The organism is Actinomyces urogenitalis DSM 15434 (genome assembly GCF_000159035.1).
In the GTDB taxonomy this organism is placed as follows: Bacteria; Actinomycetota; Actinomycetes; order Actinomycetales; family Actinomycetaceae; genus Actinomyces; species Actinomyces urogenitalis.
In genome coordinates this window covers 362,490-385,863 of the sequence record NZ_DS999576.1, presented here as the reverse complement: position 1 = coordinate 385,863, position 23,374 = coordinate 362,490, and the positions used below count along the sequence as shown (strand labels likewise).

Annotated in this window: 18 protein-coding genes and 1 tRNA gene; 7 read left to right on the top strand and 12 right to left on the bottom strand. The window is 69.8% G+C overall.

From position 1 onward, the window contains the following. Positions 1-25: 25 nt before the first annotated feature. The 4 genes from HMPREF0058_RS09835 to HMPREF0058_RS09820 all read right to left on the bottom strand — a co-directional run bounded on the left by HMPREF0058_RS09835 (position 26) and on the right by HMPREF0058_RS09820 (position 3,968). On the bottom strand, positions 26-1,198 hold the full coding sequence (locus HMPREF0058_RS09835; protein WP_006549642.1) for a bifunctional GNAT family N-acetyltransferase/nucleoside triphosphate pyrophosphohydrolase family protein: 1,173 nt from the start codon (positions 1,196-1,198) through the stop codon (positions 26-28). A gap of 23 nt (positions 1,199-1,221) precedes the next feature. Continuing rightward, positions 1,222-2,526 (bottom strand): MFS transporter, encoded by a 1,305-nt coding sequence (locus HMPREF0058_RS09830; protein ID WP_006549641.1) that lies wholly within the window; start codon positions 2,524-2,526, stop codon positions 1,222-1,224. Positions 2,527-2,915: 389 nt separating this feature from the next. After that, a tRNA-Leu gene (locus HMPREF0058_RS09825) sits at positions 2,916-3,003 on the bottom strand. Positions 3,004-3,089: 86 nt separating this feature from the next. Further along, positions 3,090-3,968, bottom strand: a complete 879-nt coding sequence (locus HMPREF0058_RS09820; protein WP_006549640.1) for a D-hexose-6-phosphate mutarotase — start codon at positions 3,966-3,968, stop codon at positions 3,090-3,092. A gap of 60 nt (positions 3,969-4,028) precedes the next feature. Between HMPREF0058_RS09820 and HMPREF0058_RS09815 the strand changes: the two genes are divergently transcribed. Both HMPREF0058_RS09815 and HMPREF0058_RS09810 read left to right on the top strand, forming a co-directional pair. After that, positions 4,029-4,775 carry an HAD hydrolase-like protein gene (locus tag HMPREF0058_RS09815; protein ID WP_006549639.1) on the top strand — a complete coding sequence of 249 codons (747 nt, stop codon included), beginning with the start codon at positions 4,029-4,031 and terminating at the stop codon, positions 4,773-4,775. A 1-nt stretch (position 4,776) separates the two neighbouring features. Further along, positions 4,777-6,114 (top strand): AI-2E family transporter, encoded by a 1,338-nt coding sequence (locus HMPREF0058_RS09810; protein WP_006549638.1) that lies wholly within the window; start codon positions 4,777-4,779, stop codon positions 6,112-6,114. A gap of 12 nt (positions 6,115-6,126) precedes the next feature. On the opposite strand, the gene HMPREF0058_RS09805 is transcribed toward HMPREF0058_RS09810, so the two are convergent. Next, positions 6,127-9,459, bottom strand: coding sequence for an error-prone DNA polymerase (locus HMPREF0058_RS09805; protein WP_006549637.1), 3,333 nt, complete (start codon positions 9,457-9,459; stop codon positions 6,127-6,129). A 201-nt stretch (positions 9,460-9,660) separates the two neighbouring features. On the opposite strand from HMPREF0058_RS09805, the gene HMPREF0058_RS09800 reads away from it, so the two are divergent. Beyond that, positions 9,661-11,142 (top strand): amino acid permease, encoded by a 1,482-nt coding sequence (locus HMPREF0058_RS09800; protein WP_006549636.1) that lies wholly within the window; start codon positions 9,661-9,663, stop codon positions 11,140-11,142. On the opposite strand, the gene HMPREF0058_RS09795 is transcribed toward HMPREF0058_RS09800, so the two are convergent. Then, positions 11,128-11,754 (bottom strand): thymidine kinase, encoded by a 627-nt coding sequence (locus HMPREF0058_RS09795; RefSeq protein ID WP_006549635.1) that lies wholly within the window; start codon positions 11,752-11,754, stop codon positions 11,128-11,130. The genes HMPREF0058_RS09800 and HMPREF0058_RS09795 overlap by 15 nt on opposite strands. Positions 11,755-11,960: 206 nt before the next feature. Between HMPREF0058_RS09795 and HMPREF0058_RS09790 the strand changes: the two genes are divergently transcribed. Then, complete coding sequence (locus HMPREF0058_RS09790) at positions 11,961-12,656, top strand: phosphatase PAP2 family protein (protein WP_048680132.1); 696 nt, start codon at positions 11,961-11,963, stop codon at positions 12,654-12,656. Here HMPREF0058_RS09790 and HMPREF0058_RS09785 read toward each other — a convergent pair. Together HMPREF0058_RS09785 and imuA' are read right to left on the bottom strand one after the other, a co-directional pair. Then, positions 12,653-14,311, bottom strand: a complete 1,659-nt coding sequence (locus HMPREF0058_RS09785; RefSeq protein ID WP_006549633.1) for a DNA polymerase Y family protein — start codon at positions 14,309-14,311, stop codon at positions 12,653-12,655. The genes HMPREF0058_RS09790 and HMPREF0058_RS09785 overlap by 4 nt on opposite strands. Next, positions 14,308-15,153: a DnaE2-dependent mutagenesis accessory factor ImuA' gene (imuA', locus tag HMPREF0058_RS09780; protein WP_006549632.1), complete on the bottom strand. Its 846-nt coding sequence runs from the start codon at positions 15,151-15,153 to the stop codon at positions 14,308-14,310. The genes HMPREF0058_RS09785 and imuA' overlap by 4 nt, the downstream gene beginning before the upstream one ends. A gap of 206 nt (positions 15,154-15,359) precedes the next feature. Between imuA' and HMPREF0058_RS09775 the strand changes: the two genes are divergently transcribed. Continuing rightward, positions 15,360-15,935: a YbhB/YbcL family Raf kinase inhibitor-like protein gene (locus tag HMPREF0058_RS09775; protein ID WP_034237125.1), complete on the top strand. Its 576-nt coding sequence runs from the start codon at positions 15,360-15,362 to the stop codon at positions 15,933-15,935. Continuing rightward, on the top strand, positions 15,932-16,735 hold the full coding sequence (locus HMPREF0058_RS09770; RefSeq protein WP_006549630.1) for an SDR family oxidoreductase: 804 nt from the start codon (positions 15,932-15,934) through the stop codon (positions 16,733-16,735). Before HMPREF0058_RS09775 ends, HMPREF0058_RS09770 begins: the two co-directional genes overlap by 4 nt. Positions 16,736-16,789: 54 nt before the next feature. Here the strand turns inward: HMPREF0058_RS09770 and HMPREF0058_RS09765 are convergent, their stop codons facing one another. After that, a complete protein-coding gene (locus HMPREF0058_RS09765; protein ID WP_024036122.1) occupies positions 16,790-17,248 on the bottom strand; it encodes a tRNA (cytidine(34)-2'-O)-methyltransferase in 459 nt (152 codons plus the stop codon). 82 nt (positions 17,249-17,330) lie between these two features. Next, on the bottom strand, positions 17,331-18,773 hold the full coding sequence (locus tag HMPREF0058_RS09760) for a dihydrolipoyl dehydrogenase family protein (RefSeq protein ID WP_006549628.1): 1,443 nt from the start codon (positions 18,771-18,773) through the stop codon (positions 17,331-17,333). Between the two features lie 187 nt (positions 18,774-18,960). Between HMPREF0058_RS09760 and HMPREF0058_RS09755 the strand changes: the two genes are divergently transcribed. After that, positions 18,961-19,548 carry a YbaK/EbsC family protein gene (locus HMPREF0058_RS09755; protein ID WP_006549627.1) on the top strand — a complete coding sequence of 196 codons (588 nt, stop codon included), beginning with the start codon at positions 18,961-18,963 and terminating at the stop codon, positions 19,546-19,548. Between the two features lie 3 nt (positions 19,549-19,551). On the opposite strand, the gene acnA is transcribed toward HMPREF0058_RS09755, so the two are convergent. After that, positions 19,552-22,242, bottom strand: coding sequence for an aconitate hydratase AcnA (gene acnA / locus HMPREF0058_RS09750; RefSeq protein WP_006549626.1), 2,691 nt, complete (start codon positions 22,240-22,242; stop codon positions 19,552-19,554). A 132-nt stretch (positions 22,243-22,374) separates the two neighbouring features. Continuing rightward, positions 22,375-23,374: class I SAM-dependent RNA methyltransferase (locus tag HMPREF0058_RS09745; protein WP_081449225.1), on the bottom strand; the 1,000-nt coding region annotated here is incomplete at its 5' end.

Below are 23,374 nucleotides of genomic sequence, written 5' to 3'. Positions count from 1 at the left end.
CCTGCCGATACCAGCCCTCCCAGTCTCAGTCCTCCGCCAGGCCAAGTACCCCGGCCACGTCCGGCCTGAAGTACCCAGGACCCTTGAGGACCTTGCCGTCCTCACGGTAGATCGGCCTGCCATCAGCCCCGAGCTTGGACATGTTCGAGCGCTGCACCTCGCTGAGTACCGCCGCCAGGTCGATCCCGGTCTCCAGCGCCATGCCGTAGATGACGTAGACCAGGTCCGCCAGGGCGTCAGCCGTCTCGACGGTGTCCCGGGTGCCGTCATCGCAGGCCACCGCGCGGGCCACGCCCGCCTCGACCTCGCTACGGGCAGCCGGGCCGTAGACCGCGCCCATCAGCTCCCCGAACTCCTCGGCAATCAGGCTCATACGCATCTGCAGGCTGGCGCGGTCCAGGCTCGGCCCGTCGACCTGGACGGGCAGGCCGTAGACGTGGTGGAAGCGTCGCACCAGCGCCTCGGGATCGTCCCCCTCCCGTCGTCCGACGCCGTCGAGGGCGACCAGCGGCGTCGAGCCTCCCGCGGTGTGCGCGCTGCCGTGACCCCGTCCCGTAGGCTCCGACGACGCAGGCTCAGGCCCGTCCCAGGGCGCCCGAGGTTCGCGCGGGTCCCCGGCCAGCAGAGCGCCGACCCACTCGTCCATGACGCGGCCGCCCTTGACCGCCGCGGCGCGGCGCAGCCCCTCGCGCACGAAGCCCAGCCGCCACACTGCTCGCCAGGAGGCCCAGTTGGGTACCCCGTCGTCGATCCAGCAGGCCCAGCCCAGGCGGCGCAGGGCTAGCGGGCCGTCAGGGTCGAGGGCGAGGTCGATCACGGCTTCCAGGGCACGGTGCAGGGTCCCACGCCCACGAGCTTCGGGCGCGAGCCAGAAGCCGATGTCGCCGCAGCCCTCGCCGCACGATGTGATGCCGAGCATCCCGACCAGGGTGGTCGCGCCGTCGTCCCCGACCTCGCGGACGGCCCACGTGGGAGAGTCCCCGCTATCCCACCCCGGCCCCACGACGTCCTCGACAAAGCCGCGCGCGTCTGCCTCGGTGTAGGGCGAGGGGACAGTTGTCCAGCGCTGAAGCGCCGAGTCCTGGCAGATCTCAGTGATCCTCGGGACGTCAGCAGCCGCGGGGACCGACAGGACAAGAGCCGGCAGGGACCGACCGTGGTAGGTGGCTGCAGGGACAGAGATCTCGATGGGCTGCATGGTGCCACCCTAGCGCCCGAGGCTCAGGCCTCCGCCACTCCCTGGGCGCTGATGGCGTCCGAACGCCGACCTTTGCGCAGCACCGGCCAGCTGACCGCCATGATCGCGCCTCCGAGCAGGCCGTAGACCAGTGCCACCCAGGTACCGCAAGCGTCAGCGAACCAGCCCACGACCGGCGGCGAGACGAGCATGATGCAGCGTGCGAGCCAGGACACGATCGTCAGTCCCATCCCAGGGCGCAGCCCCGGGACGTCGTCGGCCGCCGCGAAGGCTACCGGCACGGCGACGGCGCACCCGGCCCCGGCCACGACCATGCCGATCATCGTGCCCACCGTGGAGTCCATCACCAGCGCCAGCCCCATGCCGGCCGCCACGAGGACTCCCCCACCGCCGATGACGGCGCGAGCCCCAAGGCGGTCAATGACCGCGTCCCCGAGCAGGCGTCCGACGATCATCGTCGTCTGAAGCGCGACCAGCCCCATGCCACGCATCGAGACAGGCGCTCCCTGCTCGGTCAGCAGCAGCGAGGACCAGTTGGCCGTCACGTCCTCCGGGAACATCGCGGCCGCGCACATGAGCCCCAGCACGACGATCACCACGACCGTGACCAGTCTCGAGGCGCGAGCCGTGACGAGGCCAGCGTCGTCCAGGTCCACCTCGGCAGGCGCGCTGGCCGAGCCGGCCGAGGGCGCTGAGACGGTCTCGCGGTCATCCGAGTCCGGGCCCTTGATGGTCCAGCGGCTGGCGGACATCGAGACCACGGTGAGGAGAACCAGCACGAGCAGCATGTGCAGGCGGATCCCCACCCCCCACCCGGCCATCGCCTGACCCAGGGTAGCGCCGACCACCGCGCCCAGGCTCCAGGCGGCGTGGAAGCTGGTGATGATCGACGAGCCCCAGCGGCGCTCGACCCGCAGACCATGGGCGTTCTGAGCCACGTCGACAATGGCGTCGGTGCCGCCGACCCAGGCCATGCACAGGGCGAACAGGATCCACGACCCTGAGCAGACTGCTCCCAGCAGGCCCAGACCAAGGACGATCATGCCTAGGCTCGCCACACGCGCCGAGGTGAAGCGGGTGATGAACCATGACGCCGCCAGTCCAGCCACCAGAGCACCGATGGAGTTGAACATGAGGGCCTGGCCAAAAGCCGCCTTGGTGATGCCCAGGTGCTCCAGCACCTCGGGATAGCGCGGGACAAGGTTGGAGAAGCCCAACCCGTTGGCAAAGAAGGTGAGGTAAACGGTGATCCTGGCCTTGACAAGGGCCGGAGCATGCGCGGGGCGGCCGGGATGCGACGTTGCGGCGCCCGGAGAAGCTAACGTCATGGGGAAGAACCTCAGGGGACGAAGATACAGAACGGAACACGGAGAATATAGCGCTAAACTGACCGAAAGGTCAGCGCCTCGCCACCGCCAACCGTTGCACAAGCCCCAAGGCGCGCGCTTGCGCCGTGGCGGCGTACATCCCCACCCGGACCCCGGCCCCATTGGTACGTGCCTCCCCCGATGCGTGCGTGCACACGCCATTAGTACGTGCCCTAGCGCTCCCCTAGAGCCCGTTCCATTCGCCAAAGCACCGATCACCCAACCCACGCCACGACTCAAGCCCTGGTCAGACTGGTCTGCGTCGAGGCCAGGGCGGGCCATCCAGGCAGACAGCCGGGCCCGAGCACGAGGAAGACCCCAGCCTTCCCGGCTGGGGCCTTCACTGCGGGTGTCCGAGGGGGGACTTGAACCCCCACGCCCGTTTAATAAGGCACTAGCACCTCAAGCTAGCGCGTCTACCTATTCCGCCACTCGGACTTTGTCATCGCGACCGCTCGGCGCGACGCAGAGAAATCTAGCACGGGCGGCCGCGGCGGGAGCAAATCGGCACCCGGTGCGGTGCATCACAGCGGCTCGACGCGAATCTGCGAGCCCATCGACACACTCTGTCCCGGCTCCAGCATGACGGCGCGCTCACGGATGAGGGCCGACTCCACGCAAACGAAGGTGGGCCACTCATCCTCGGCCAGGTCCACGTAGCCCTTCGAGCCCTGGCTCCAGGGGTTCCAGACCACGGCATGGGAGGCATCGACCCCGCTGACCACGATCCGGCGACCCGCGGCCGGGTCAGTGACCACCAGCGGCTGCTCGGCGGTATAGATGCGGTCAGTCGGTCCGGACAGCTGAAGAGTCCCGGCCTGCTCGTGGGCGCCACCGTGGACCATATCGAGGTAGGTCTGCCCGTCCAGCCCGTCAATACGCACGGCCGTCACGTCCCCCACGGCCAGGTAGTGGTGCAGCGCCGCCTCCACCTCCTGCGGGGCCGGCCCGGTGTTACGCACGGACAGACTCAGTCGCAGCGTCTCCTCGATGACGACCTCGTAGAGGAAGGCCAGGTTCTCGTGCTCCAGGCTCAGCAGCGCCCGGACGCCTGCCTGGGCCGTGGCCCCCACGCTGCGCAGCGTCCAGGCCATGGCGCGTACCCAGCCGTGCTTGGCCACCCGATCCCCCTGGGGCCCGGAGCCGAACCACGGCGAGCAGATTGGCACGCCGCCGCGGATGGCACGCACGCCGTCAAAAACCGCCTGGCGAGAGGTGAAGATCGCCTCCTTGCCTGCGCGCGGGCGCCAGGAGGTCAGCGTGGCTCCCTGCAGGTAGATCTCGCCGCTGCCGGCCGGGGCGTCAACGAGCAGGCGCTGCTGACCACCGCGTCCGGGACCCAATGCTGCGGTGCGAGGCAGGTGCAGGGAGGCGGCCCCGCCGGTGTCATCCGAAGTGCTCATGGCTCAACGCTAGTAGAGTGGAGATCGTCCCGACAGCGACAGTGAGCAGTGATCTGAGCCGTGAACCTCCACGCACCCACGCCCGTGCCCCCGGTACCTGACCCGTCCAGCCCGCAGTCGGACCAGCTCGTCACCGCGGTCCTGCTTGATCTGGACGGCACGATCACGGACTCCGGCCCGGTCATCCTGGACGCGGTCGAGGCGTCCCTGACGGACCTCGGGCTGCCGGTAGGCGGCCGCGAGGAACTCATGAGCTTCATCGGCCCGCCGCTGACCGAGGGATTCCGTCTCCACGCCGGTCTGACGGGCCAGGACAACGCCCGCGCCGTCGCCCTCTACCGCCAGCACTACCGGCGCCACATGCACCAGGCCCCCCTCTACGACGGCGTGGCCCGCCTGCTCCAGCAGCTGACCGCGTGGCAGATCCCGGTATCCCTGGCCACCTCCAAGCGCGAGGACTACGCCGTCGAGATCCTTCAGCACGCCGGACTGGATCGGTCCTTCACGGCCTTTGCCGGTGCCGATCCCGCTGACCGCTACGGATCCAAGGAGGAGGTCGTCCGCCTGGCGCTGAAGCGCCTTGGGCAGGCGGGGGCTGACACCCGCCGCGTCATTCACGTGGGAGACCGGCGTCATGACGTCGACGGCGCTCATGACGCCGGGCTGGAGTGCGTGGGCGTGCTGTGGGGCTACGGTGACGCCGAGGAGCTGGCTCAGGCGGACTGGCTTGTCCCGGACCCGGCTGCTCTCACCACGCTGGTGGGCCGGCTCATGGGCCGGCTTGCCGGCTGGCAGGGACAGGACTGAGATGGCTGACACCGAGTCTGTGACGAACGACGGCGAGCCTCGGCGCCGCCGCTCAGGTCTGGCCGCCGTGATGGTGCGGACACAGCGGCTTCTCCACCGGGGTATCGCTCGCGCCGAGGCCAGGCGCGCCGCCGACCGCGCCCAGGTCATGGGGCTGGACAGCTTCCCGGCCCGCCGCGGCGCCCACGAGGCCGGCACGTCTGAGGAGACCGGCGGACAGACGGCACCGGTCGGGGTCTTGTCCAGCCTGCCCGGCTGGCTGGTGCGAGGAGGGATCGGCTCGTGGCTGGGGCTGGGCATCTTCCTGGTCGTCGCCCTGGTCTTCCTGGGGATCAGTCGTATCGTGCCCGTCTTCGTGGGCGTCTTCATCGCCCTGGTGGTCACCGCGATCCTGCACCCCCTGGTCACCTTCTTCGCCCGCGTCATGCCCCGCTACCCCGCGACCTTCCTCGCCCTGGCCACGACGGCAGCCTTCCTGGCCGCGTTGGTGTACTACGTCGTGTCCTCGGTCACGGACCAATGGAGCTCCCTGGCCGCCCAGTTCTCCACCGGCGTCAACACGATCCTCGACTTCGTCGAGCACGGCCCCCTGCCCATCCACTTCAGCCAGCAGGAAGTGGTCCAGACGATGCAAGGGCTGGTCAACCAGGGCCAGCGGTACGTGGAGTCCAACGCCACGAGCCTGGCCGGGGAGGTGCTGTCGAACGCAGGCACAGTGGTCAACGTCTTCGTGGTCCTGGCCCTGGCTGTTTTCACCTCGATCTTCCTGCTCGCCTCCGGCGGGCGGATGTGGCGATGGTTCCTCAATGAGCTGCCGGCGCACCTGCGCTCCCGCGTCCACCGTGCGGCGGGAGCAGGCTGGTACACCTTCGCCGGCTACGCCCGGGGCACCGTCATCCTGGCGCTGACTGACGCCGTCATGGCGGGAGTCTTCCTCCAGGTCGTCGGCGTGCCGCTGGCAGCCCCGCTGGCGGTGCTCGTGTTCATTGGCGCCTTCATCCCCATGATCGGCGCGCCGCTGGCCATGATCGTAGCCATGGTCGTGGCGCTGGCCTCCAAGGGCTTCGTAGCGATGGTGGTCGTCGGCCTGGGCGTGGCCGGGATCGGACAGATCGAGGGGCATATCCTTCAGCCCCTTATCATGGGCCGTCAGGTCTCCCTCCACCCGGTCGTGGTCGGTATCGCCGTGGCGGTGGGAACCTTCTCCGCCGGCCTGCTGGGAGCGGTGGTCGCGGTCCCGCTGGTGAGCGTGGCCTGGTCGGTCTACTCCGAGCTCCATGTCAAGGACGCACCCCTGGAAGGGAGCCTGCCCTCCTACAGCCCGGGCCGCGAGGGCTAGCACGCCACGCGATCAGGCCCAGTCCCGGCTGCCGGTACTGACCACCCCCTCCAGGCCCTGGAGCGACTGAGCACGCAGGGCCGTCACGCCGTCGGCGCTCTCGACGACCCCCCACACGACGACGGCGGTAGCCCGCCTACCCACGTGGCGGTACCGCTTCCACATGCCGGACGAGCAGATGACGTTGAGGAGCCCGGTCTCGTCCTCAATGTTGAGGAAGACGGTCCCGGCAGCCGTGTACGGACGCTGACGGTGAGTGACAACCCCAGCCACACGCACCTGTGCCCCGTTGCCCTGCTGACCGACGCGGACGACCTCGACGACGCCATCCTCGGCCAGCGCGGTGCGCAGGAAGGCCAGCGGGTGGGTCTCGGTCGACACCCCCGTCAGGCGCAGGTCCGCCACGTGACGCTCCTGGGCACTCATCTCCGGCAGGTCCGGAGCCCGGGACCCCACCGCCGTGCCCGGCAGCGGGGGCTGGCACCACGGTGTGCGGTCACCACCGGTGCGATGGCCCAGGTGCGGCCGACCGTGCTCATCGGCCAGCACGCCGGCCGACCACAGGGCCTGACGCCTGCTGACCCCGAGCGAGGCCAGTGCCCCGGCAGCGGCCAGGGTCTCCAGGTGCTTGCGCCCCAGGCGCACCCGACGAGCCAGGTCCGCCACGTCCCGGTAAGCGCCGTGAGACTGGCGCTCTGTCACGATCCTCTCCGCGAGCTCACGTCCTATGCCCTTGATCGGGGCCAGTCCCAGACGCACGGCGAGGTCACGGTGGGTGTCCAGGTGGGTCAGCGCCGTCGAGGCCTCCTCCCCCGCTCCACCCACGCACGCCTGGGACGGCGCGCCCGGGCGGACTGTCTCCACGCTCGCCTGGACCTCGGAGTGGCTCACGTCAGCGGCCAGGACCTGGACGCCATGGCGGCGCGCGTCCGCCACCAGGGTCTGAGGAGACCAGAAACCCATGGGCTGGGCCGCTAGGACCCCGGCGTAGAAGTCCTCGGGACGACGCACCTTGAGCCAGGCCGAGGCGTAGACCAGATAGGCGAAGGAGAAGGCGTGAGACTCGGGGAAGCCGAAGTCAGCGAAGGCCCGCAGCTTGTCAAAGACGAGCTCCGCCGTGCCCTGGCTGATGCCTCGCTCCTTCATCCCCTCCACCAGCCTCAGGTGCAAGGCCTCCATGCGCTCCACCGAGCGCTTGGCCCCCATAGCCTGACGCAGCGCGTCCGCCTCGACGGGGCTGAAGCCGGCAGCGTCGACGGCGATCTGCATGAGCTGTTCCTGAAAGAGCGGCACGCCCAGGGTCTTCTCCAGCGCCGGTCGCAGCAGGTCGTGGAGATAGTCCGGCTCCTCCCGCCCCAGCCTGCGACGGATGTAGGGATTGACAGCATCTCCCTGGATCGGGCCGGGGCGGATGAGGGCGACCTCGACGACGATGTCATAGAACACCCGAGGCCGCAGACGTGGCAGGGTCGCCATCTGAGCGCGTGACTCCACCTGGAAGACCCCGATCGTGTCCGCCGCCTGCAGCAGCCGGTAGACCGCCGGGTCCTCCTCCGGCAGGGTGTGCAGCCCCCAGGGCCTGCCTACCTGGGCCGGGCGCAGGATCCCATCCCCCTGCCTGCTGGTGAGGTCCGGAACCTTCTCCCCACGATCCCCCAGGCTTGTGAAGGCCAGGCGCAGCGCGGTGAGCATCCCCAGCCCCAGCAGGTCGAACTTGACCAGACCAGCGGCCGCGCAGTCGTCCTTGTCCCACTGCAGGACGCTGCGTCCCTCCATCGCCGCCCAGCGCACCGGGCACACCTCGGTCACGGGCTGGGCAGCCAGCACCATGCCGCCGGAGTGGACCCCGAGATGGCGAGGCAGACGCAGCAGACGGTCAGCGACGTCGAGCACCTGTTCGGGGACCGCGTCCTCGCGGGCCTGTCCGTCCTGCTCACGTGACCACCCGTGCTCGATGGACCGGGCCCAGGCGTCCTGGAGCCCTGCGGGGTAGCCCAGGGCACGGGCGGCGTCGCGGACGGCGGAGCGAGGACGGTAGGAGATGACGTTGGCGACCTGGGCCGCGCGATGGCGGCCGTAGCGGGTGTAGACGTGCTGGATGACCTCTTCGCGCCGGCAGGCCTCGATGTCAAGGTCGATGTCCGGGTAGCCGGCGCGCCCGGGTGACAGGAAGCGCTCGAAGAGCATCTTGTGGCGCACCGCGTCCACCGCCGTGATCCCCAGGGCGTAGCAGACGGCGGAGTTCGCCGCCGACCCGCGCCCCTGGCACAAGATGCCTGACTCCTCGCAGAACTCCACGATGGAGCGCACGATGAGGAAGTAACCAGGAAACCCGAGGGACTCGATGACCTCCAGCTCGTGGTCGAGCACCTGCCAGGCGTGCGGATCCTGTTCACGCGTGCCGTAACGCAACAGTGCCCCTTGGCGCGTCAGCTCGCGCAACCAGCTGGCCGGGGTGTGGCCGGGAGGGACCTGCGCAGCGGGCAGGTCAGGGGCAACGAGAGCGAGGTCAAAGGCGAGGTCGGCAGCAAGCTCCGCCGTCACCCCCACCGCCTGCGGAGCCCGGCGGTGCAGACGCGCCATCTCCGCCCCGCTGCGCAGCCAGCGGCCGATCGCCGGCAGGTGACCACGCGCCCCCTCCAGGTCCGTCCCCAGCCGCGTGGCGGTCAGGACGTCAGCCAGGCGCGAGTCGGCAGGCCTGGCGCAGCGCACGGCACCGGTGGCCAGCACAGGCAGACGGTGCGAGGCAGCCAGCCGGGTCAGCATCCGGGTCAGGGCAGCGTCAGTCGGCCCGCCGTTGAGGGTGATCTCGACGGCGACGCCGTCCGCCCCCAGGAGCTCAACCATCCGGCCCAGGCAGATGTCAGCAGCCTGGGTGTCCCAGGTGTGGGGACGAGCGGGGTCCCCCAGGGCACGTCGCAGCGGGCCCCGAGCCGTCCCGGTCAGGACCAGGCAGGACGAGGGCGCCGCCATCCCTGTCCCACCCCGCAGCGCCTGGGCAAGGTCCTCCAGCCGGTGCGCCGGCTCCTGGCGCCGTCCCGCCTGCAGATTGTGCTGGGAGATAGCGCTGACCAGGTGGCGATAGCCCTCGGGGCTGCGAGCCAGCACCGGCAGGTGGGCGCCGTCGGACATCGTCAGCTCGGTGCCGTGGACCGTCGGCAGGCCGAGGGCACGCCCAGCCTGGGCGTGACGCACGATCCCCGGCATCCCGTCATGGTCCGTCAGGGCCAGGGCCGTCAGGCCGAGCTCGGCCGCCGCGGCAGCGAGGTCCTCGGGCTCGTTGGCACCGTCGAGGAAGGAGTAGGCCGAGTGCGAGTGCAGCTCGGCATAGCTGGATTCGAACACTTGTACACACTAGCGGGAGGGTGCGACAGCATGATCGACGTCTCGGCGCCCCGCCCTCCGGCAGCAAACGCGCATCACACCACACCGCCACCACCATCTCCAGGCATGAGGCCGCCGCCCGAGCCCGCTACGGTAGTCCCCGCACCGTACGGCACGTGCCCGCACCGCCGTCGGCATCTTGTCCCCAACCATGAGGCCCCCATGTCCAACCAGCCTGCCTCCACACCTGCGGCTCCCGCATCCCCCGACGCCACCACCAGCGAGGGGCTGCGTCGCTCCCTGCGATCGCGCCACCTGACGATGATCGCGATCGGTGGCGCGATCGGGACCGGGCTGTTCGTGGCCTCAGGCGCCACCATCTCCCAGGCCGGCCCGGGCGGGGCACTGGTGGCCTACGGGACGGTGGGCATCATGGTGTGGCTCATCATGCAGTCCCTGGGCGAGATGGCGGCCTACCTGCCCGTGGCCGGCTCCTTCGGCGAGTACGGCACCCGTTTCGTCTCCCCCTCCTTCGGCTTCGCCATCGGCTGGAACTACTGGTTCAACTGGGCGATCACCGTGGCCGCCGAGCTCGTGGCCGCCGCGCTGGTGATGAAGTACTGGTTCCCCCACACCCCCTCGATTGTGTGGTCAGCGCTCTTCCTGCTCGTGCTCTTCGTCCTCAACGCCCTGTCCGCACGCGCCTACGGTGAGGGCGAGTTCTGGTTCGCGGCGATCAAGGTCACTGCTGTCATCGTCTTCCTCGTGCTGGGCGTGCTCATGATCGCCGGCATCATCGGGGACTCTCCCGGCACGGCGGCCTGGACCGACGGCGCAGCACCCTTTGTGGGAGGGCCGGAGGGCATCCTCATCGTCCTGCTCGTAGCCGGATACTCCTTCCAAGGCACCGAGCTCATCGGCACCGCGGCGGGAGAGGCCGAGCACCCTGAGACCACGATCCCGCGCGCCATCCGGACGATCTTCTGGCGCATCCTGCTGTTCTACATCGGCGCCATCGCGGTGATCGGCTTCCTCATTCCCTACACCGACCCGAACCTGCTGTCCTCCTCGGAGTCCAACGTCGCCGTCAGCCCCTTCACCCTGGTCTTCTCCAAGGCCGGAATCCTGGGGGCAGCGAGCATCATGAACGCCATCATCCTCACCTCCGTACTTTCTGCCGGGACCTCGGGCCTGTACGCCTCCACCCGCATGCTCTTCGCCCTGGCAGAGAACGGCCAGGCTCCCCAGTTCCTCAAGAAGCTCTCTCGCCACCAGGTGCCGATGAACGCCCTCGTGGCCACCACCCTGGTGGGGCTGGCCGGCTTCATCACCTCACTCGTGGGCGACGGACGCGCCTACGAGTTCCTGCTCACCGTCTCGGCGCTGGCCGGCTTCATCACCTGGGCTGGGATCTCCTGGTGCCACTGGAAGTTCCGTGCCGCCTTCAAGGCGCAGGGCCACAGCCTGGACGATCTGCCCTACCGGGCGCGCTTCTTCCCCGCCGGAGCCGTGGTCGCGCTCGTGGCGTGCCTGGCGATCATCGCCGGCCAGGCTTACGAGCCCATGATCTCAGGAGCCTCCCTGAGCGAGATCCTGCTGCCCTATATCGGGATCCCGGTCTTCTTCGCCCTGTGGTGGGGTCACAAGCTCATCACCAAGGCCCCCGCCGTCGAGCCGGCGACGGCGGACCTAGGCCGACGCTGACAGGCTGCCGCCGGCCTCCAGGTAGCACTTCCCGCACAGGGACTCGTAGGTGACATCCACGCCGTCGATGGCAATCTGGTCACCGTCGAAGACGAAGCGCTGGCCCACCTTGCGGGCGTTGAAGATGGCCTTGCGCCCGCAGCGGCAGATGGTCTTGAGCTCCTCCAGGGAGTGGGCCACCTCCATCAGGCGGCGCGATCCGGGGAAGCTCACCGTGCGGAAGTCGGTGCGGATGCCGTAGGCCAGGACCGGCAGGTCATCGATGAGGACGAGCTCTAGGAGCTGGTCCACCTGCAGCGGGGTGAGGAACTGGGCCTCGTCCACCAGGACGCAGTCCACGCCCTCGCGGGCCGTGGCCCGAGGCTGGCTGGCCCGCTCCCCCAGGGCCGCGCGGCGCACCAGGACGCGTAGGTCGTCCTCGGGCGAGACGAGCAGGTCCACACGCCGGCGCACCCCCAGGCGGGAGACCACGGTGTCATCCCCCTTGATGTCAACACCGGCCTTAATGAGAAGGACCTTCTGGTCACGCTCCTCGTAGTTGTAGGCGGTCTGGAGCAGTCCTGTGGTCTTGCCCGAGTTCATCGCGCCGTAGCGGAAGTAGAGCTTGGCCATGGGTGTCCTTGTCCGTCTTGGTGGGCGCTGTCAGGTGTGCCGCTCGGCACCGGGAGGGATGCTACCTGGTGCCGCTCCCGTCCTAGGTCGGCGTCAACCACGCGTCCAGACCCCTTCCAGGAAGGTCCTTAAGATCTAGGGCCATGACGCCTGCGCCACCTTCTCAGAGCATCTCGACCACGCCGTCGGCGGGTGCGGACCGGCTGATGGCGCACACCGCCTCCCCGGTCCAGGGACCTGCCGCCCAGCGCTCGCGCTGGCTGGCTCCGGCGCTTGGCCTTGGCGCCCTGACGGCGCTGATCGCCTTCGCGGTCCTGGCCGACGGCGCGATGGAGGGCGATGACCTGTCCGCCTACGACCCCTCGGTCACGAGCTGGATGGTGGCCTGGCGCCGGGGATGGTTGACCGGTGCCGCCTGGGTCGCTACGCACCTGGGAGGGGCGATGAGCCTGGCAGTCATCACGCTCGTGGCCGCTGTCCTCTTCCTACGAGCAGGTCGGCTCCGCCACGCCGCGGTGCTCGTGGCGGCCATGATCAGTTCGTCCGTGGTCACTGTCATGCTCAAGCTCATCTTTGCCCGTGAGCGCCCTTCCATCGACCTGCTGCTGGGAGATCCGGCGTCCACCTTCTCCTTTCCCTCCGGCCACTCCTTCAACACGGCGGTCCTGGTGGGGACACTGGCAGGCTTCGTGGTCTTCTCAGGCGCTTCCAGGCGCTGGAAGGTCCTGGCCGCGCTCGCTGCGATCGGAGCGGCCGGCGCCGTGGGGCTCTCACGCGTCTACCTCGCCTATCACTGGCTCACTGACGTCCTGGCCGGCTGGTCGCTGGCAGTGGCCTGGCTGTGCCTGGCCGCGCTGATCGTGCTCGGCTGGAGACGCTTCAGCACCCGTCAGCACGCCTAGCAGTACACCCCGTCAACCCACCACCGCCCGGCGCGGACCAGGAGCAGCGCCGGCCCTTGCTCCGTCAGCACCTGGAGGTAAGCACGCCGCGAGGGCCCCTGCTGCCGCCACCACCCCTCATCCACCGGCCACGGCCCCGCCCAGGCGCGTACCTGTACCCCCTGCCTCAGGTCCACGCCCTCGGCGCCCAGGAGACCTGTCACCGTCACTCTGTGCGGATCAGAGCCGAGCTGACCCTGGGCATCAACCTCCACCTCCTTGCCCTGCGCGTCACGCAGCTGGGCAGGGACAGGTGTGGCCGGCACCAGCGCAGGCGAGGGAGAGGGCAGCGCCCCTTCCCACGCTCCTTCCCGAGCGGGCCCCGTCAGGTCCTCACCTCCCTGCCCTGCACCGGTCACCTCCTCGCCCCAGGTCATCAGCACCCCTCGCGAGCGCGGGTCGCGGCCCGGCACCACGACGGGCAGCCGAACCTCACCAGCCCCGAGCAGGGACTCCACCCGCTGTGCTGCACGGTAGGCGCGTCGTCGTACCTGTTCATCTGGGCCGGCCCACAGGCCCGTCTGCGCGCTGCCGGCAGCACTGAGCTCCATCGCCGTCAGACTGAGGCGGACCAGCGCACTGGCCGGCGGCTGACCGGCACGCCCCGCCAGCCAGCCCTCCAGCTGCCAACGCACCCGGTCCCTCAGCTCAGCACTGGTCGGTGCCGACTCCAGCATCCAGAAACGGGACAAGTCACTGCCGTCCTCGCACCCCGCCTCGACCCGGAGGCGCCCAGCCACCATGCCCCGTCGCAGCAGCTGTGCGACCAGCTCCTCAGCCAGGTGACGCGCGGCAAAGGCCGCGGCGTCCGCTCGCGCGACGGGTGGGTCCAGCTCGGCAACAACCTCAACGTCCGTCTCAGGGCGGCTGCTGCGCGGCAGGATCCAGGCCCTGCCGCTAGCCAGGCGGTGAGCGCGCTGCCCCATCGGCCCAAAGCGCGCCGTAACATCAGCCTCCGGTACCTGGGCGAGGTCACCAAGACGGCGAAGCCCCAGGCGGGTCAGGGTCTCGATCAGGTCCTTCATCTGCTCGCGCTCACGCCGAGTCGCCAGCGCCACCAGGACTGAGGAGACTGGCCAGGGTGAGAGAAACTCGGCCGTCTGCCCAGCGGGAACGATCACACCGCGCCGAGCCGCCAGGATGCAGGCCAGGAGTGAGTCAGCGATGCCGACCAGGCACTCGACCCCCGTCTCCCGGGCCACCGCCTCAACCAGCGACTCCGCCACCTCCTCCTCGCTGCCCAGCCATCGCGCAGGCCCACGCGCCCCAGACAGGGCGAGCCCGGGCCGGGCGACGACGGGATCGGCCAGGACGGTGGACAGCGCCTGCATCACGCGCTCGAAGCTGCGGGCTTCCCTCTCCGGCTGGGCAGGAAGCACCGTCAGCTCAGGACACAAGGACCGAGCCCGGCGCAGACGCATCCCGGTCCTCACTCCTGCCGACCGCGCTCGGGGCGAGGCCGCCACGACCCCGTGCCCACCCACGACGGCCACCGGGACCAGCGCCGGGTCCGTCAGCACCCCCGGGCTGCGTTGCGCCTCCAGCCCCAGTGCAGCCACCGGCCAGTCCGGCACCCACACGGCGATGAGGCGTGCACAGGCCTCCTCCCGGCTCACTGCGCCCCTCCCTCGATCACGGTGAGAGCAGGACGAGGCTGCGCCGCGGGCTCATGGGCCCCGCGCACCGTCTCCTCCTCCAGGACACGCAGTCCCTGGGCATCAAGACGAAGGCTCGTCAGGGCCCCGCTGCGAGGGTCACGCACCTGCCACTCCTGGCCGACGAGGTACCCTGCGGGCATCTCCTGGACGCCAGGAGACTGCTCCCCCAGGACATGGAGGACGCCCCCGGTGTCATAGTCCGTCACGCGCGCCTGCACGCGTCGTACACCGTCCCAGGCCTCCTGAAGCAGCACCAGGACGCCCCGCTCGCGCGCACGAGCCTGCACAGAGCGCCGGACACCGTGACTGAGGCCTGAGGCGACCGTGGAGGTCAGGACCACGACCTCGACGCCGTCGACCAGGGCGCCGACGACCCCGGGCAGGAGGGTGGCACGCGAGCGCGCGTCCCTCCCACTGAGCGGAACCACCAGGGTCCGCGCCAGGTCCAGGCCCGCCTCGGCAGCAGCACACCATCCCACATCCTGCCCTCCGACGACGGCGCACCAGCCGTGCGTCGACTGCCTCCTGGCGGCCAGCGCCAGCAGGAGCCACAGGGAGCCGCTGAGGGCGAGCACCCCGCTCCACCCGGAGTCAAGGTCACGCTCCAGCACCTGCCAGGCACCGAGCGAGGCAGCCTCTGGCAAGGAGGCGGAAGCCGGCGCCGAGGCTCGGGCCGCGGCGCGACGCAGCTCCCCGTGCCCCGTCCCTCTCACGCCAGCACGCTGCTCGGCGCGGAGCAAAGCCTCACGCGCCCGTGCCAGACGCTGCTGCGCCCCCGCGCGCTGGCTGGCTTCGCTCATCTCACGCTCCTCTCATCTCGAACACATGTACACTCGCGACTGGAGGAAGAGTAGCGCGGAGCACTGACAGAAAAAACCGTCCCCAGACTTCACTCAGGTTTCTGTCACAGCCTCCGTCTACAGTGACCCTGTCCGGTCTGGACCTGCCCCGCGCGAGAGTCCAGCCCTCGTCGTCAGCGCCCGTTCCAGCCGCCCAGGAGGTTCCCGTGACAGCAGACCTCAGCCGTCGTCGTCCCCCGTTCCCTTATGACCACCTGCCAAGGGTCACGAGCTTCTCCCTGGCCTCTGACGACCTTCGCGAAGGAGAGGAGATGGACCTGCGCCTGACCGCGATCGGCGACAACATCTCCCCCGAGCTGCACTGGTCCGGCGCACCGCAGGGCACCCGTTCCTTCGTCGTCTCCTGCTTCGATCCCGATGCCCCCAGCCCTGCCGGCTTCTGGCACTGGACCATCGTTGACCTGGACGCCAGCGTCACCTGCCTACCTCAAGGCACCGGCGAGTCTGACCTCCAGCTCGACGGCGCCGCCTTCCACGTCCGTAACGACGCCGGCACTCACGCCTGGTCCGGTCCCTATCCCCCGGCCGGGGACGGCTCCCACCGCTACGTCTTCGCCGTCCACGCCCTGGACGTGGACACCCTGGGGCTGGATGACGAGGCCTCGGCCTCCGCCGTCGCCTGCCAGGTCTCGCACCACAGCCTGGCTCGCGCCGTCCTGACCGCCACCTACACCGTCGCCGGCAGCCCACAGGCCGCCACCTTCCTGGAGGGAGAGCTGTGAGCACACCCCGACGTCGCAGTGAGGCCTCCGCCTCCTCCCGCTCCACCACCCGCTCCGCCTCGCAGACCACCCGTGCCTCGCGCGGCCGCCACCAGCGCCGTCACCTCGCACTCGTCACCGGCGCGACCTCCGGCATCGGCCTGGCCGTGGCACGCGACCTGTCACGTGACCACGACCTCGTCCTGCTCGCACGCAGCCAGGCCGACCTGACCGAGCTGGCCACGGTGCTGTCTGAGGAGAACGACACCAAGGTGCGGACCCTGGCCGTGGACCTGACCGACGACGCCGCGCTGGCCCAGGCCGTCACCGAGCTGGACGCTCAGAGCCTGGACGTGCTCGTCCACTGCGCCGGCGTCGAGCACGCCGGCCCCATCGCGCAGGCCGATCCGGCCCGGTGGCGTCAGGTCCTCGACCTCAACCTGGTCAGCGTCGCCCACCTGACCAGCCTGCTGCTGCCGGCGCTGCACGCCGCCCGGGGCCTGGTGGTCATGATGAACTCGGGTGCCGGACTGCACACATGGCCCGAGCAGGCCCTGTACTGCGCCTCCAAGCAGGGCCTGACGGCTCTGGCCGAGGCGCTGCGTGAGGAGGAGCGCGGCTCGGTCCGTGTCACCACGATCTACCCGGGCCGGGTCGACACCCCGATGCAGAGGCGGATCCAGAAGAGCAAAGGCGCCAGGTACCGGGCCAAGGACCACATGGCGGCCACCTCGGTCGCCGCTGCCGTGCGACTTGCCGTGGACACTGCGCTGGACGCCAGCATCGAGGACCTGTCGATCCGCCCCGCCGGCATGCTCTAAAGGCTCAGCGTCTCAGCCTGATTCAGCGTCTCAGCCACGCTCAGTCAGAACCACTCAGCACCCGCCGGGAAACCCTAGGCAGCGCCAGGCCTCGTACAGGCCCACCGCCGCGGAGTTGGCCAGGTTGAGGGAGCGATTGCCTTCCATCATCGGGATCCGCACCCGCCCACTGACCCGAGGGTCCTCCATGATCTCCTCGGGCAGGCCGGTGGGCTCGGGACCGAACAGCAACGCGTCGTCTCCCCGCCACTCCACCTCGGTGTACAGCTGCGAGGTGTGGGCGGTGAAGGCGAAGATCCGGCCCGGCACCTGCTCCAGGCACTCCTGCCAGCTGGCGTGCACCCGCGTGTTGGCCAGATCGTGGTAGTCCAGGCCGGCGCGGCGCAGCTTGGCGTCGTCCATGTCGAACAGCGGGTCCACCAGGTGCAGCATCGAGCCGGTGTTGGCAGACAGGCGGATCGCCGCTCCAGAGTTGCCAGGGATACGGGGCTCAAAGAAGATCACGTGCAGCACGTGGCACATCCTGCCACGTGCTGCACGTGCGTGTTCTCCGCCGCCTTCACGCTCAGTAGCTGAGAAGGCTGGGAGCCCGGCCTCAGCCCAGGGAGTCCAGGACGATATTGAGCCCCTCGCTCATCGTGGGGTGGGTGATGACGGCGTCGCGCAGCTGCTGCCAGCGCAGGCCTGCGAGCATCGCCATCTGGACGCTGGTGATGACCTCGCTGGCCTCGGCGCCGATCACCGCCGCACCGAGGATCTCATCAGTCGTGGCGTCCACGATCACCTTGTAGAAACCCTCGGTACGCCCCAGGGTCTTGGCACGCGGCACCGCCGCGGTGGGGGTCTTGGCCACCCGGATCTCATGACCAGCCTGGCGAGCCTCGGCCTCGGTGAGCCCCACGTGCCCCAGCTCGGGCGTGGTGAAGACCGCCCAAGGGATGAGCCGACCCGCCGTGGAGGCCTCCTTCCCGGCAAAGAGGTCACGAAGGACGCGGAAGTCGGACCAGGAGGCGTGAGTGAACTGTGCGGTGCCCGCCACGTCGCCGGCGGCATAGACGCCCTCGGCGCTCGTACGCAGGTGGTCGTCCACCTTGACAAAGCCCCGCTCGGTCAGCTCGACCCCGGCAGCCTCCAGCCCCAGGCCGTCGGTGACAGGCCGGCGTCCCAGCGCCACGAGCAGGTGGGAGCCGGTGGCCTCACGCCCGTCCTGCGTGTGCACGACGACGGCGCGTGCGCCCTCCCGTCCACCCTGGACGCGCTTGACGCGGGCGCCGGTGAGGATCTCCACCCCCAGCGCCTCCAGCCCCGAGGCCACCATGGCGGCAACATCCTCGTCCTCACGGTCCAGGATGTGCTCGCCAGCGTGGACGAGGGTGACCGGAACGCCCAGCAGCCCCATGAGGGAGGCCATCTCGACGCCGATGACGCCGCCGCCCACGATCAGCAGGTGGCTGGGTAGCTCCGGCAACGTCAGCAGATCCTCACTGGTCCAGAACGGAGTCTCAGCCAGGCCCTCGATCAGTGGGACGGCTGGGGTGGTCCCGGTGTTGATCAGCACCCTGCGGCCCCGTACCCGGCGCGTGGCGCCGTCAGAGACCTCGATCTCCACCGTGCGCGGCGCCACGAAACGGGCCGTACCGAGCACGAAGTCCATACCGGAGGAGGGGAAGAGCGTGTCCCGGTGGGCAGCGACCATGCCGCCGACCATGCCCTCCTTACGCTCACGCAGAGCCGCTAGGCTCACCCGCGCCTGGGCCAGGGCCTCGGCGCCGCCGGCGCTCTCCGGCAGGCTGACCCCGTAGGCCGCCGAGCCCTGGACCTCGCGAAGCACCCGCGCCGAGGAGATGAGGGTCTTGGTGGGGATGCAGGCAACGTTGATGCACGTGCCACCGATCTTGTCCCGTTCCACCATGACAACGCTCTCGCCGCCCTTGGCCCGGGCCATGGCCAGGGACTTACCGGCCTTCCCGCCTCCCACCACGAGCAGGTCGACCTCCTCGGTGCGTACCTGCTCCTGCTCAGGACTGCGCGTGCTCATGACCTACTCCTCCTTGGCACGCGAGCGCGAGGGCTCGCGATGGGTCGACTGACGTGTGTGCGCGCCAACCATGGTGCCATGCGTTTCATTCCCTGGCCCCCGTCCTGGAGGGCGGACCGACGCTCCTAGACTGCCGCCAGCCCGCCCTGCCTACCTGACCGGGACGGCCCGCGACAAGGAGATCCTCATGAGTAACGAGCGACGTGACCCTGCTCTCGTCCTAGGAGAGGAGATCGGCTGGCTGCGCGCGCTGGACCACCCCGAGCTGCTCGCCTCCCCCGTGGCCGAGGCCCTCCAGGCCCTGGAGCACACCCACCCCGACCTGGCTGACCAGGCGCGCGTGTGCGCCATCGACCCCTCCCTCAGCGACACCGACGCCCTCAACGAGCACTTCCGCCTCGATCCTGACGCTACCGGCAACTGCGTCCTCGTGGCCGGCAAGCGCGCCGGCGAGCGCCGCGTGGCCGCCTGCGTCGTGCGGGCCAGCGACTTCGCCGATGTCAACCACGTGGTCAAGAAGCTGCTGGACGTCCATAAGGCCTCCTTCCTGCCCATGGAGCAGGCGGTGGAGCTCTCCGGCATGGAGTACGGCGGCATCACGCCAGTGGGCTTGCCTACCTCCTGGCGCCTGCTCGTGGACGCTCAGGTGGCTGCACGCCAGACGGTGCTCATCGGCTCAGGCGTCAGGGCCTCCAAGCTCCTGGTTCCCGGCGCGCTCCTGGCGGCCCTGGAGACGGCGGAGGTCATCCAGGGCCTGGGGATCGCCCCTCGCTGAGGCTTACCGCCCGCTCGCCAGGCCGCGCAGCACGTACTGCAAGATGCCGCCGTTGCGGAAGTAGTCCGCCTCACCGGGGGTATCGATACGCACGACGGCGTCGAACTCCACGCTGTCCCCCTCGCCCTTGTCTGCCCTGACCGTCACGGTCCTGGGGGTCACGCCGTCGTTGAGCGCCGTGAGCCCCGTGACGCTGAAGGTCTCCCTGCCGTCCAGCCCGAGGCTCTCGGCGCTCTCGCCAGCCGGGTACTGCAGCGGGACCACGCCCATGCCGATGAGGTTGGAGCGGTGGATACGCTCGAAAGACTCAGCGATCACCGCCTTGACCCCCAGCAGCGAGGTCCCCTTGGCTGCCCAGTCACGCGAGGAGCCTGAGCCATACTCCTTACCGCCGAGCACCACCAACGGGATCCCGGCCGCCTGGTAGGCCTGGGAGGCGTCGAAGATCGACTCCTGCTCGCCAGTGAGGAAGTTGCGGGTGTAGCCGCCCTCAACGCCGTCGAGCAACTGGTTGCGCAGGCGGATGTTGGCAAAGGTGCCGCGGATCATGACCTCGTGGTTGCCGCGGCGCGAGCCGTAGGAGTTGAAGTCCTTGCGCTCGACCCCGTGAGCGGCCAGGTAGCGCCCGGCAGGCGAGTCGGCCTTGATCGCACCGGCAGGTGAGATGTGGTCCGTGGTCACCGAGTCGCCCAGCTTGGCCAGCGCCCGGGCTCCCTCAATGTCCTCCACCGGGGTCAGCTCCATCGTGAGTCCCTCGAAGAAGGGCGCCTTGCGCACGTAGGTGGAGTCCTCGTCCCAGGCGAAGGTCTGTCCCTCCGGCGTGTCCAGGCTGCGCCAGCGCTCGTCGCCGGCGAAGACGTCGGCGTAGTCGGAGGTGAACATCTCGCGGTCAATCGTGGCGTCGATGGTGGCCTGGACCTCGGCGGGGTCCGGCCAGATGTCGGCGAGGAAGACGTCCTGGCCCTCGCCGTCCTGGCCAAGCGGCTGGGTGGCAAAGTCAAAGTCCATCGTCCCGGCCAGCGCGTAAGCGATGACCAGCGGCGGGGAGGCCAGGTAGTTCATCTTGACGTCAGGGTTGATCCGCCCCTCGAAGTTGCGGTTGCCCGAGAGCACCGAGACCACGGCGAGATCGGCGTCCTGCACCGCCTGGGAGACCTCAGCGGGCAGAGGCCCGGAGTTGCCGATGCAGGTGGCACAGCCGTAGCCCACCACGTTGAAACCCAGCTCGTTGAGCGCCGGCCACAGCCCGGCCTTGGCGTAGTAGTCCGTGACCACCTGGGAGCCCGGCGCCGTCGAGGTCTTGACCCACGGCTTGCTCCGCAGGCCCTTGGCCACCGCGTTGCGCGCCAGCAGGCCGGCCGCCACCATGACCGAGGGGTTGGAGGTGTTGGTGCACGAGGTGATCGAGGCGATCGCGACGTGCCCGTGGTCGAGCTCGGTGCTAGTGCCGTCGGCCAGAGTCACCGGCGTGGGCTTGTGGGGGGCGTCGGCGTAGGTCGGCAGTGCCTGCTCGAAGGCCTCCTTGGCCCGGGACAGCTCGATGCGGTCCTGGGGACGCTTGGGGCCGGCGATCGAGGGCACCACGGTCGACAGGTCGAGCTCGAGGTACTCGGAGTAGACCGGCTCGCGCGCAGGGTCGTGCCACAGGCCCTGGGCCTTGGTGTACTCCTCCACCAGCCGGACCTGGGACTCGTCACGGCCCGTGAGCCGCAGATAGTCCAGGGTGACCTCGTCAATGGGGAAGATAGCGGCGGTCGAGCCGAACTCCGGGCTCATGTTGCCGATCGTGGCGCGGTTGGCCAGCGGCACCGCCGCCACGCCCTCGCCGTAGAACTCGACGAACTTGCCTACGACGCCGTGCTGGCGCAGCATCTGGGTGATGGTGAGCACGACGTCGGTAGCCGTGGCTCCGGCCGGGATCTCGCCGGTCAGACGGAAGCCGACCACGCGCGGGATGAGCATGGACACCGGCTGGCCCAGCATGGCGGCCTCGGCCTCGATTCCGCCCACGCCCCAGCCCAGCACGCCCAGGCCGTTGACCATGGTGGTGTGGGAGTCCGTACCCACGCAGGTGTCCGGGTAGGCCTGGAGGACCTGGCGGCCCTGCGGGTCGCTCACGGTACGTGTGAAGACCGTGCGCGCCAGGTACTCGATGTTGACCTGGTGGACGATCCCCGTGCCCGGCGGCACCACGCGGAAGTTGGACAGCGCCCCCTGGCCCCAGCGCAGGAACTGGTAGCGCTCGGAGTTGCGCTCGTACTCGCGCTCCTTGTTGCGCTCCAGCGAGCTCGCCAGGCCGAAGGAGTCGATCTGGACCGAGTGGTCGATGACCATCTCGGCCGGGGCCAGCGGGTTGATCACGCTCGGGTCCCCACCCAGCTCGGCCACGGCCTCACGCATGGTGGCCAGGTCCACGATGCAGGGCACGCCGGTGAAGTCCTGCATCACCACCCGCGCAGGCGTGAACTGGATCTCGGTGCTCGGCTCGGCGGCCGGGTCCCACTGCGCCAGCGCACGCACGTGGTCAGCGGTCACGTTGGCGCCGTCCTCAGTGCGCAGCACGTTCTCGGCCAGGACCTTGAGGGCGTAGGGAAGCCGCTCCAGGCCCTCGACGGCGTCCAGCCGGTAGATCTCGTAGCTCGTCCCGTCCACCTGGAGGGTCGAGCGGGAGTGGAAGGTGTCGAGACTCGTCATCGTCGCTCCTGTCACGCTGGTGAGGAGGCCGACGGCGGCGTCTGGCGGCGCCGTCGGCTCTCGGGCCACGACTCACGTTAGACGACGACGCGTCACATGGTGGGAATATGAGCGAAGCAAGCATCCAGGACTTCAGTCCCGATCAAGGACGATAAGGGTCTCGAAGTGGTGGGTGTGGGGGAACATGTCCAGCGCGCACATGCTGGCCAGGCTGTAGCCCCGCGCCAGCAGGGCCCCCAGGTCCCGGGCTGCCGCGGCCGGGTCACAGGCCACGAGCACCACACGCCTAGGACCCAGGTCCGCCACGGCCTCGACCACCGCCCGTCCCGCGCCCTTGCGTGGCGGGTCGAGGACGACGACGTCGGCCGCCTGGTCTCCCGCCTCGCCGAAGCCCCGGCCCAGCTCAGCCACCGAGGCCGGCGTCACCCGTCCGGCGAACAGGTGAGCACCCGGGAAGGCGTGCAGATTCCTCCTGGCGTCACGCACCGCCTGCTCGCTGCCCTCCAGGGAACGTACCTCGCCACCCAGGCTCGCCAGCGGCAGGGTGAACAGCCCGGCCCCCGAGTACAGCTCCAGGACCTTGAGCCCTTCGGCCCGCACGGCGCCAGGGCGGGAGGACGAGCCCTCCAGCGTCCCGGTCAGCGCGCCGCGCACCACCCGGTCCACCAGGACACCTGGAGCGTCGCGATGAACCTGCCAGAAGCCATCAGCGTGCACGCAGTAGCGCAGCTCGCCCAGCCGCAGGCCGGTGGCGTCAACGACCTCGTCCACACGCTTGCGACCAGTAGGCTTGCCACGGCTGGAGTAGACCTGCCCGTCAATCACCACCACCGGCTCTGCGCCACTGGGAGCCACCGCGCTCAGGCGGCCGGAACCACGCACCAGGTCTCGCCACCGCCGACGCTCGGTCAGCCCCAGCTCCTGGATCTCGCGCACGGCCAGCGGCAGGGAGCTGACGGCCTTGACCTCGGCGGAGCGGAAGCCGTGCATACCGATCCGCCCGTCCGCCGTCGTCTCCAGGGACACGCGGGTGCGGGTGGCCGTACCGGCCCGCTCGCGCACGCGTTGATCCGCACTGGCCTCGGCCTCGCGCTCGCTGGGCATGGCCTCCACGGCCACGCTCGCTGGCCCG

Excerpts from the sequence above, each read along its gene's own strand:
- HMPREF0058_RS09830 (WP_006549641.1), bottom strand. The coding sequence starts at position 2,526 with ATGACGTTAGCTTCTCCGGGCGCCGCAACGTCGCATCCCGGCCGCCCC.
- imuA' (WP_006549632.1), bottom strand. The coding sequence starts at position 15,153 with ATGAGCGAAGCCAGCCAGCGCGCGGGGGCGCAGCAGCGTCTGGCACGG.
- HMPREF0058_RS09820 (WP_006549640.1), bottom strand. The coding sequence starts at position 3,968 with ATGAGCACTTCGGATGACACCGGCGGGGCCGCCTCCCTGCACCTGCCT.
- HMPREF0058_RS09795 (WP_006549635.1), bottom strand. The coding sequence starts at position 11,754 with ATGGCCAAGCTCTACTTCCGCTACGGCGCGATGAACTCGGGCAAGACC.
- HMPREF0058_RS09800 (WP_006549636.1), top strand. The coding sequence starts at position 9,661 with ATGTCCAACCAGCCTGCCTCCACACCTGCGGCTCCCGCATCCCCCGAC.
- HMPREF0058_RS09835 (WP_006549642.1), bottom strand. The coding sequence starts at position 1,198 with ATGCAGCCCATCGAGATCTCTGTCCCTGCAGCCACCTACCACGGTCGG.
- HMPREF0058_RS09810 (WP_006549638.1), top strand. The coding sequence starts at position 4,777 with ATGGCTGACACCGAGTCTGTGACGAACGACGGCGAGCCTCGGCGCCGC.
- HMPREF0058_RS09755 (WP_006549627.1), top strand. The coding sequence starts at position 18,961 with ATGAGTAACGAGCGACGTGACCCTGCTCTCGTCCTAGGAGAGGAGATC.
- acnA (WP_006549626.1), bottom strand. The coding sequence starts at position 22,242 with ATGACGAGTCTCGACACCTTCCACTCCCGCTCGACCCTCCAGGTGGAC.
- HMPREF0058_RS09760 (WP_006549628.1), bottom strand. The coding sequence starts at position 18,773 with ATGAGCACGCGCAGTCCTGAGCAGGAGCAGGTACGCACCGAGGAGGTC.
- HMPREF0058_RS09790 (WP_048680132.1), top strand. The coding sequence starts at position 11,961 with ATGGCGCACACCGCCTCCCCGGTCCAGGGACCTGCCGCCCAGCGCTCG.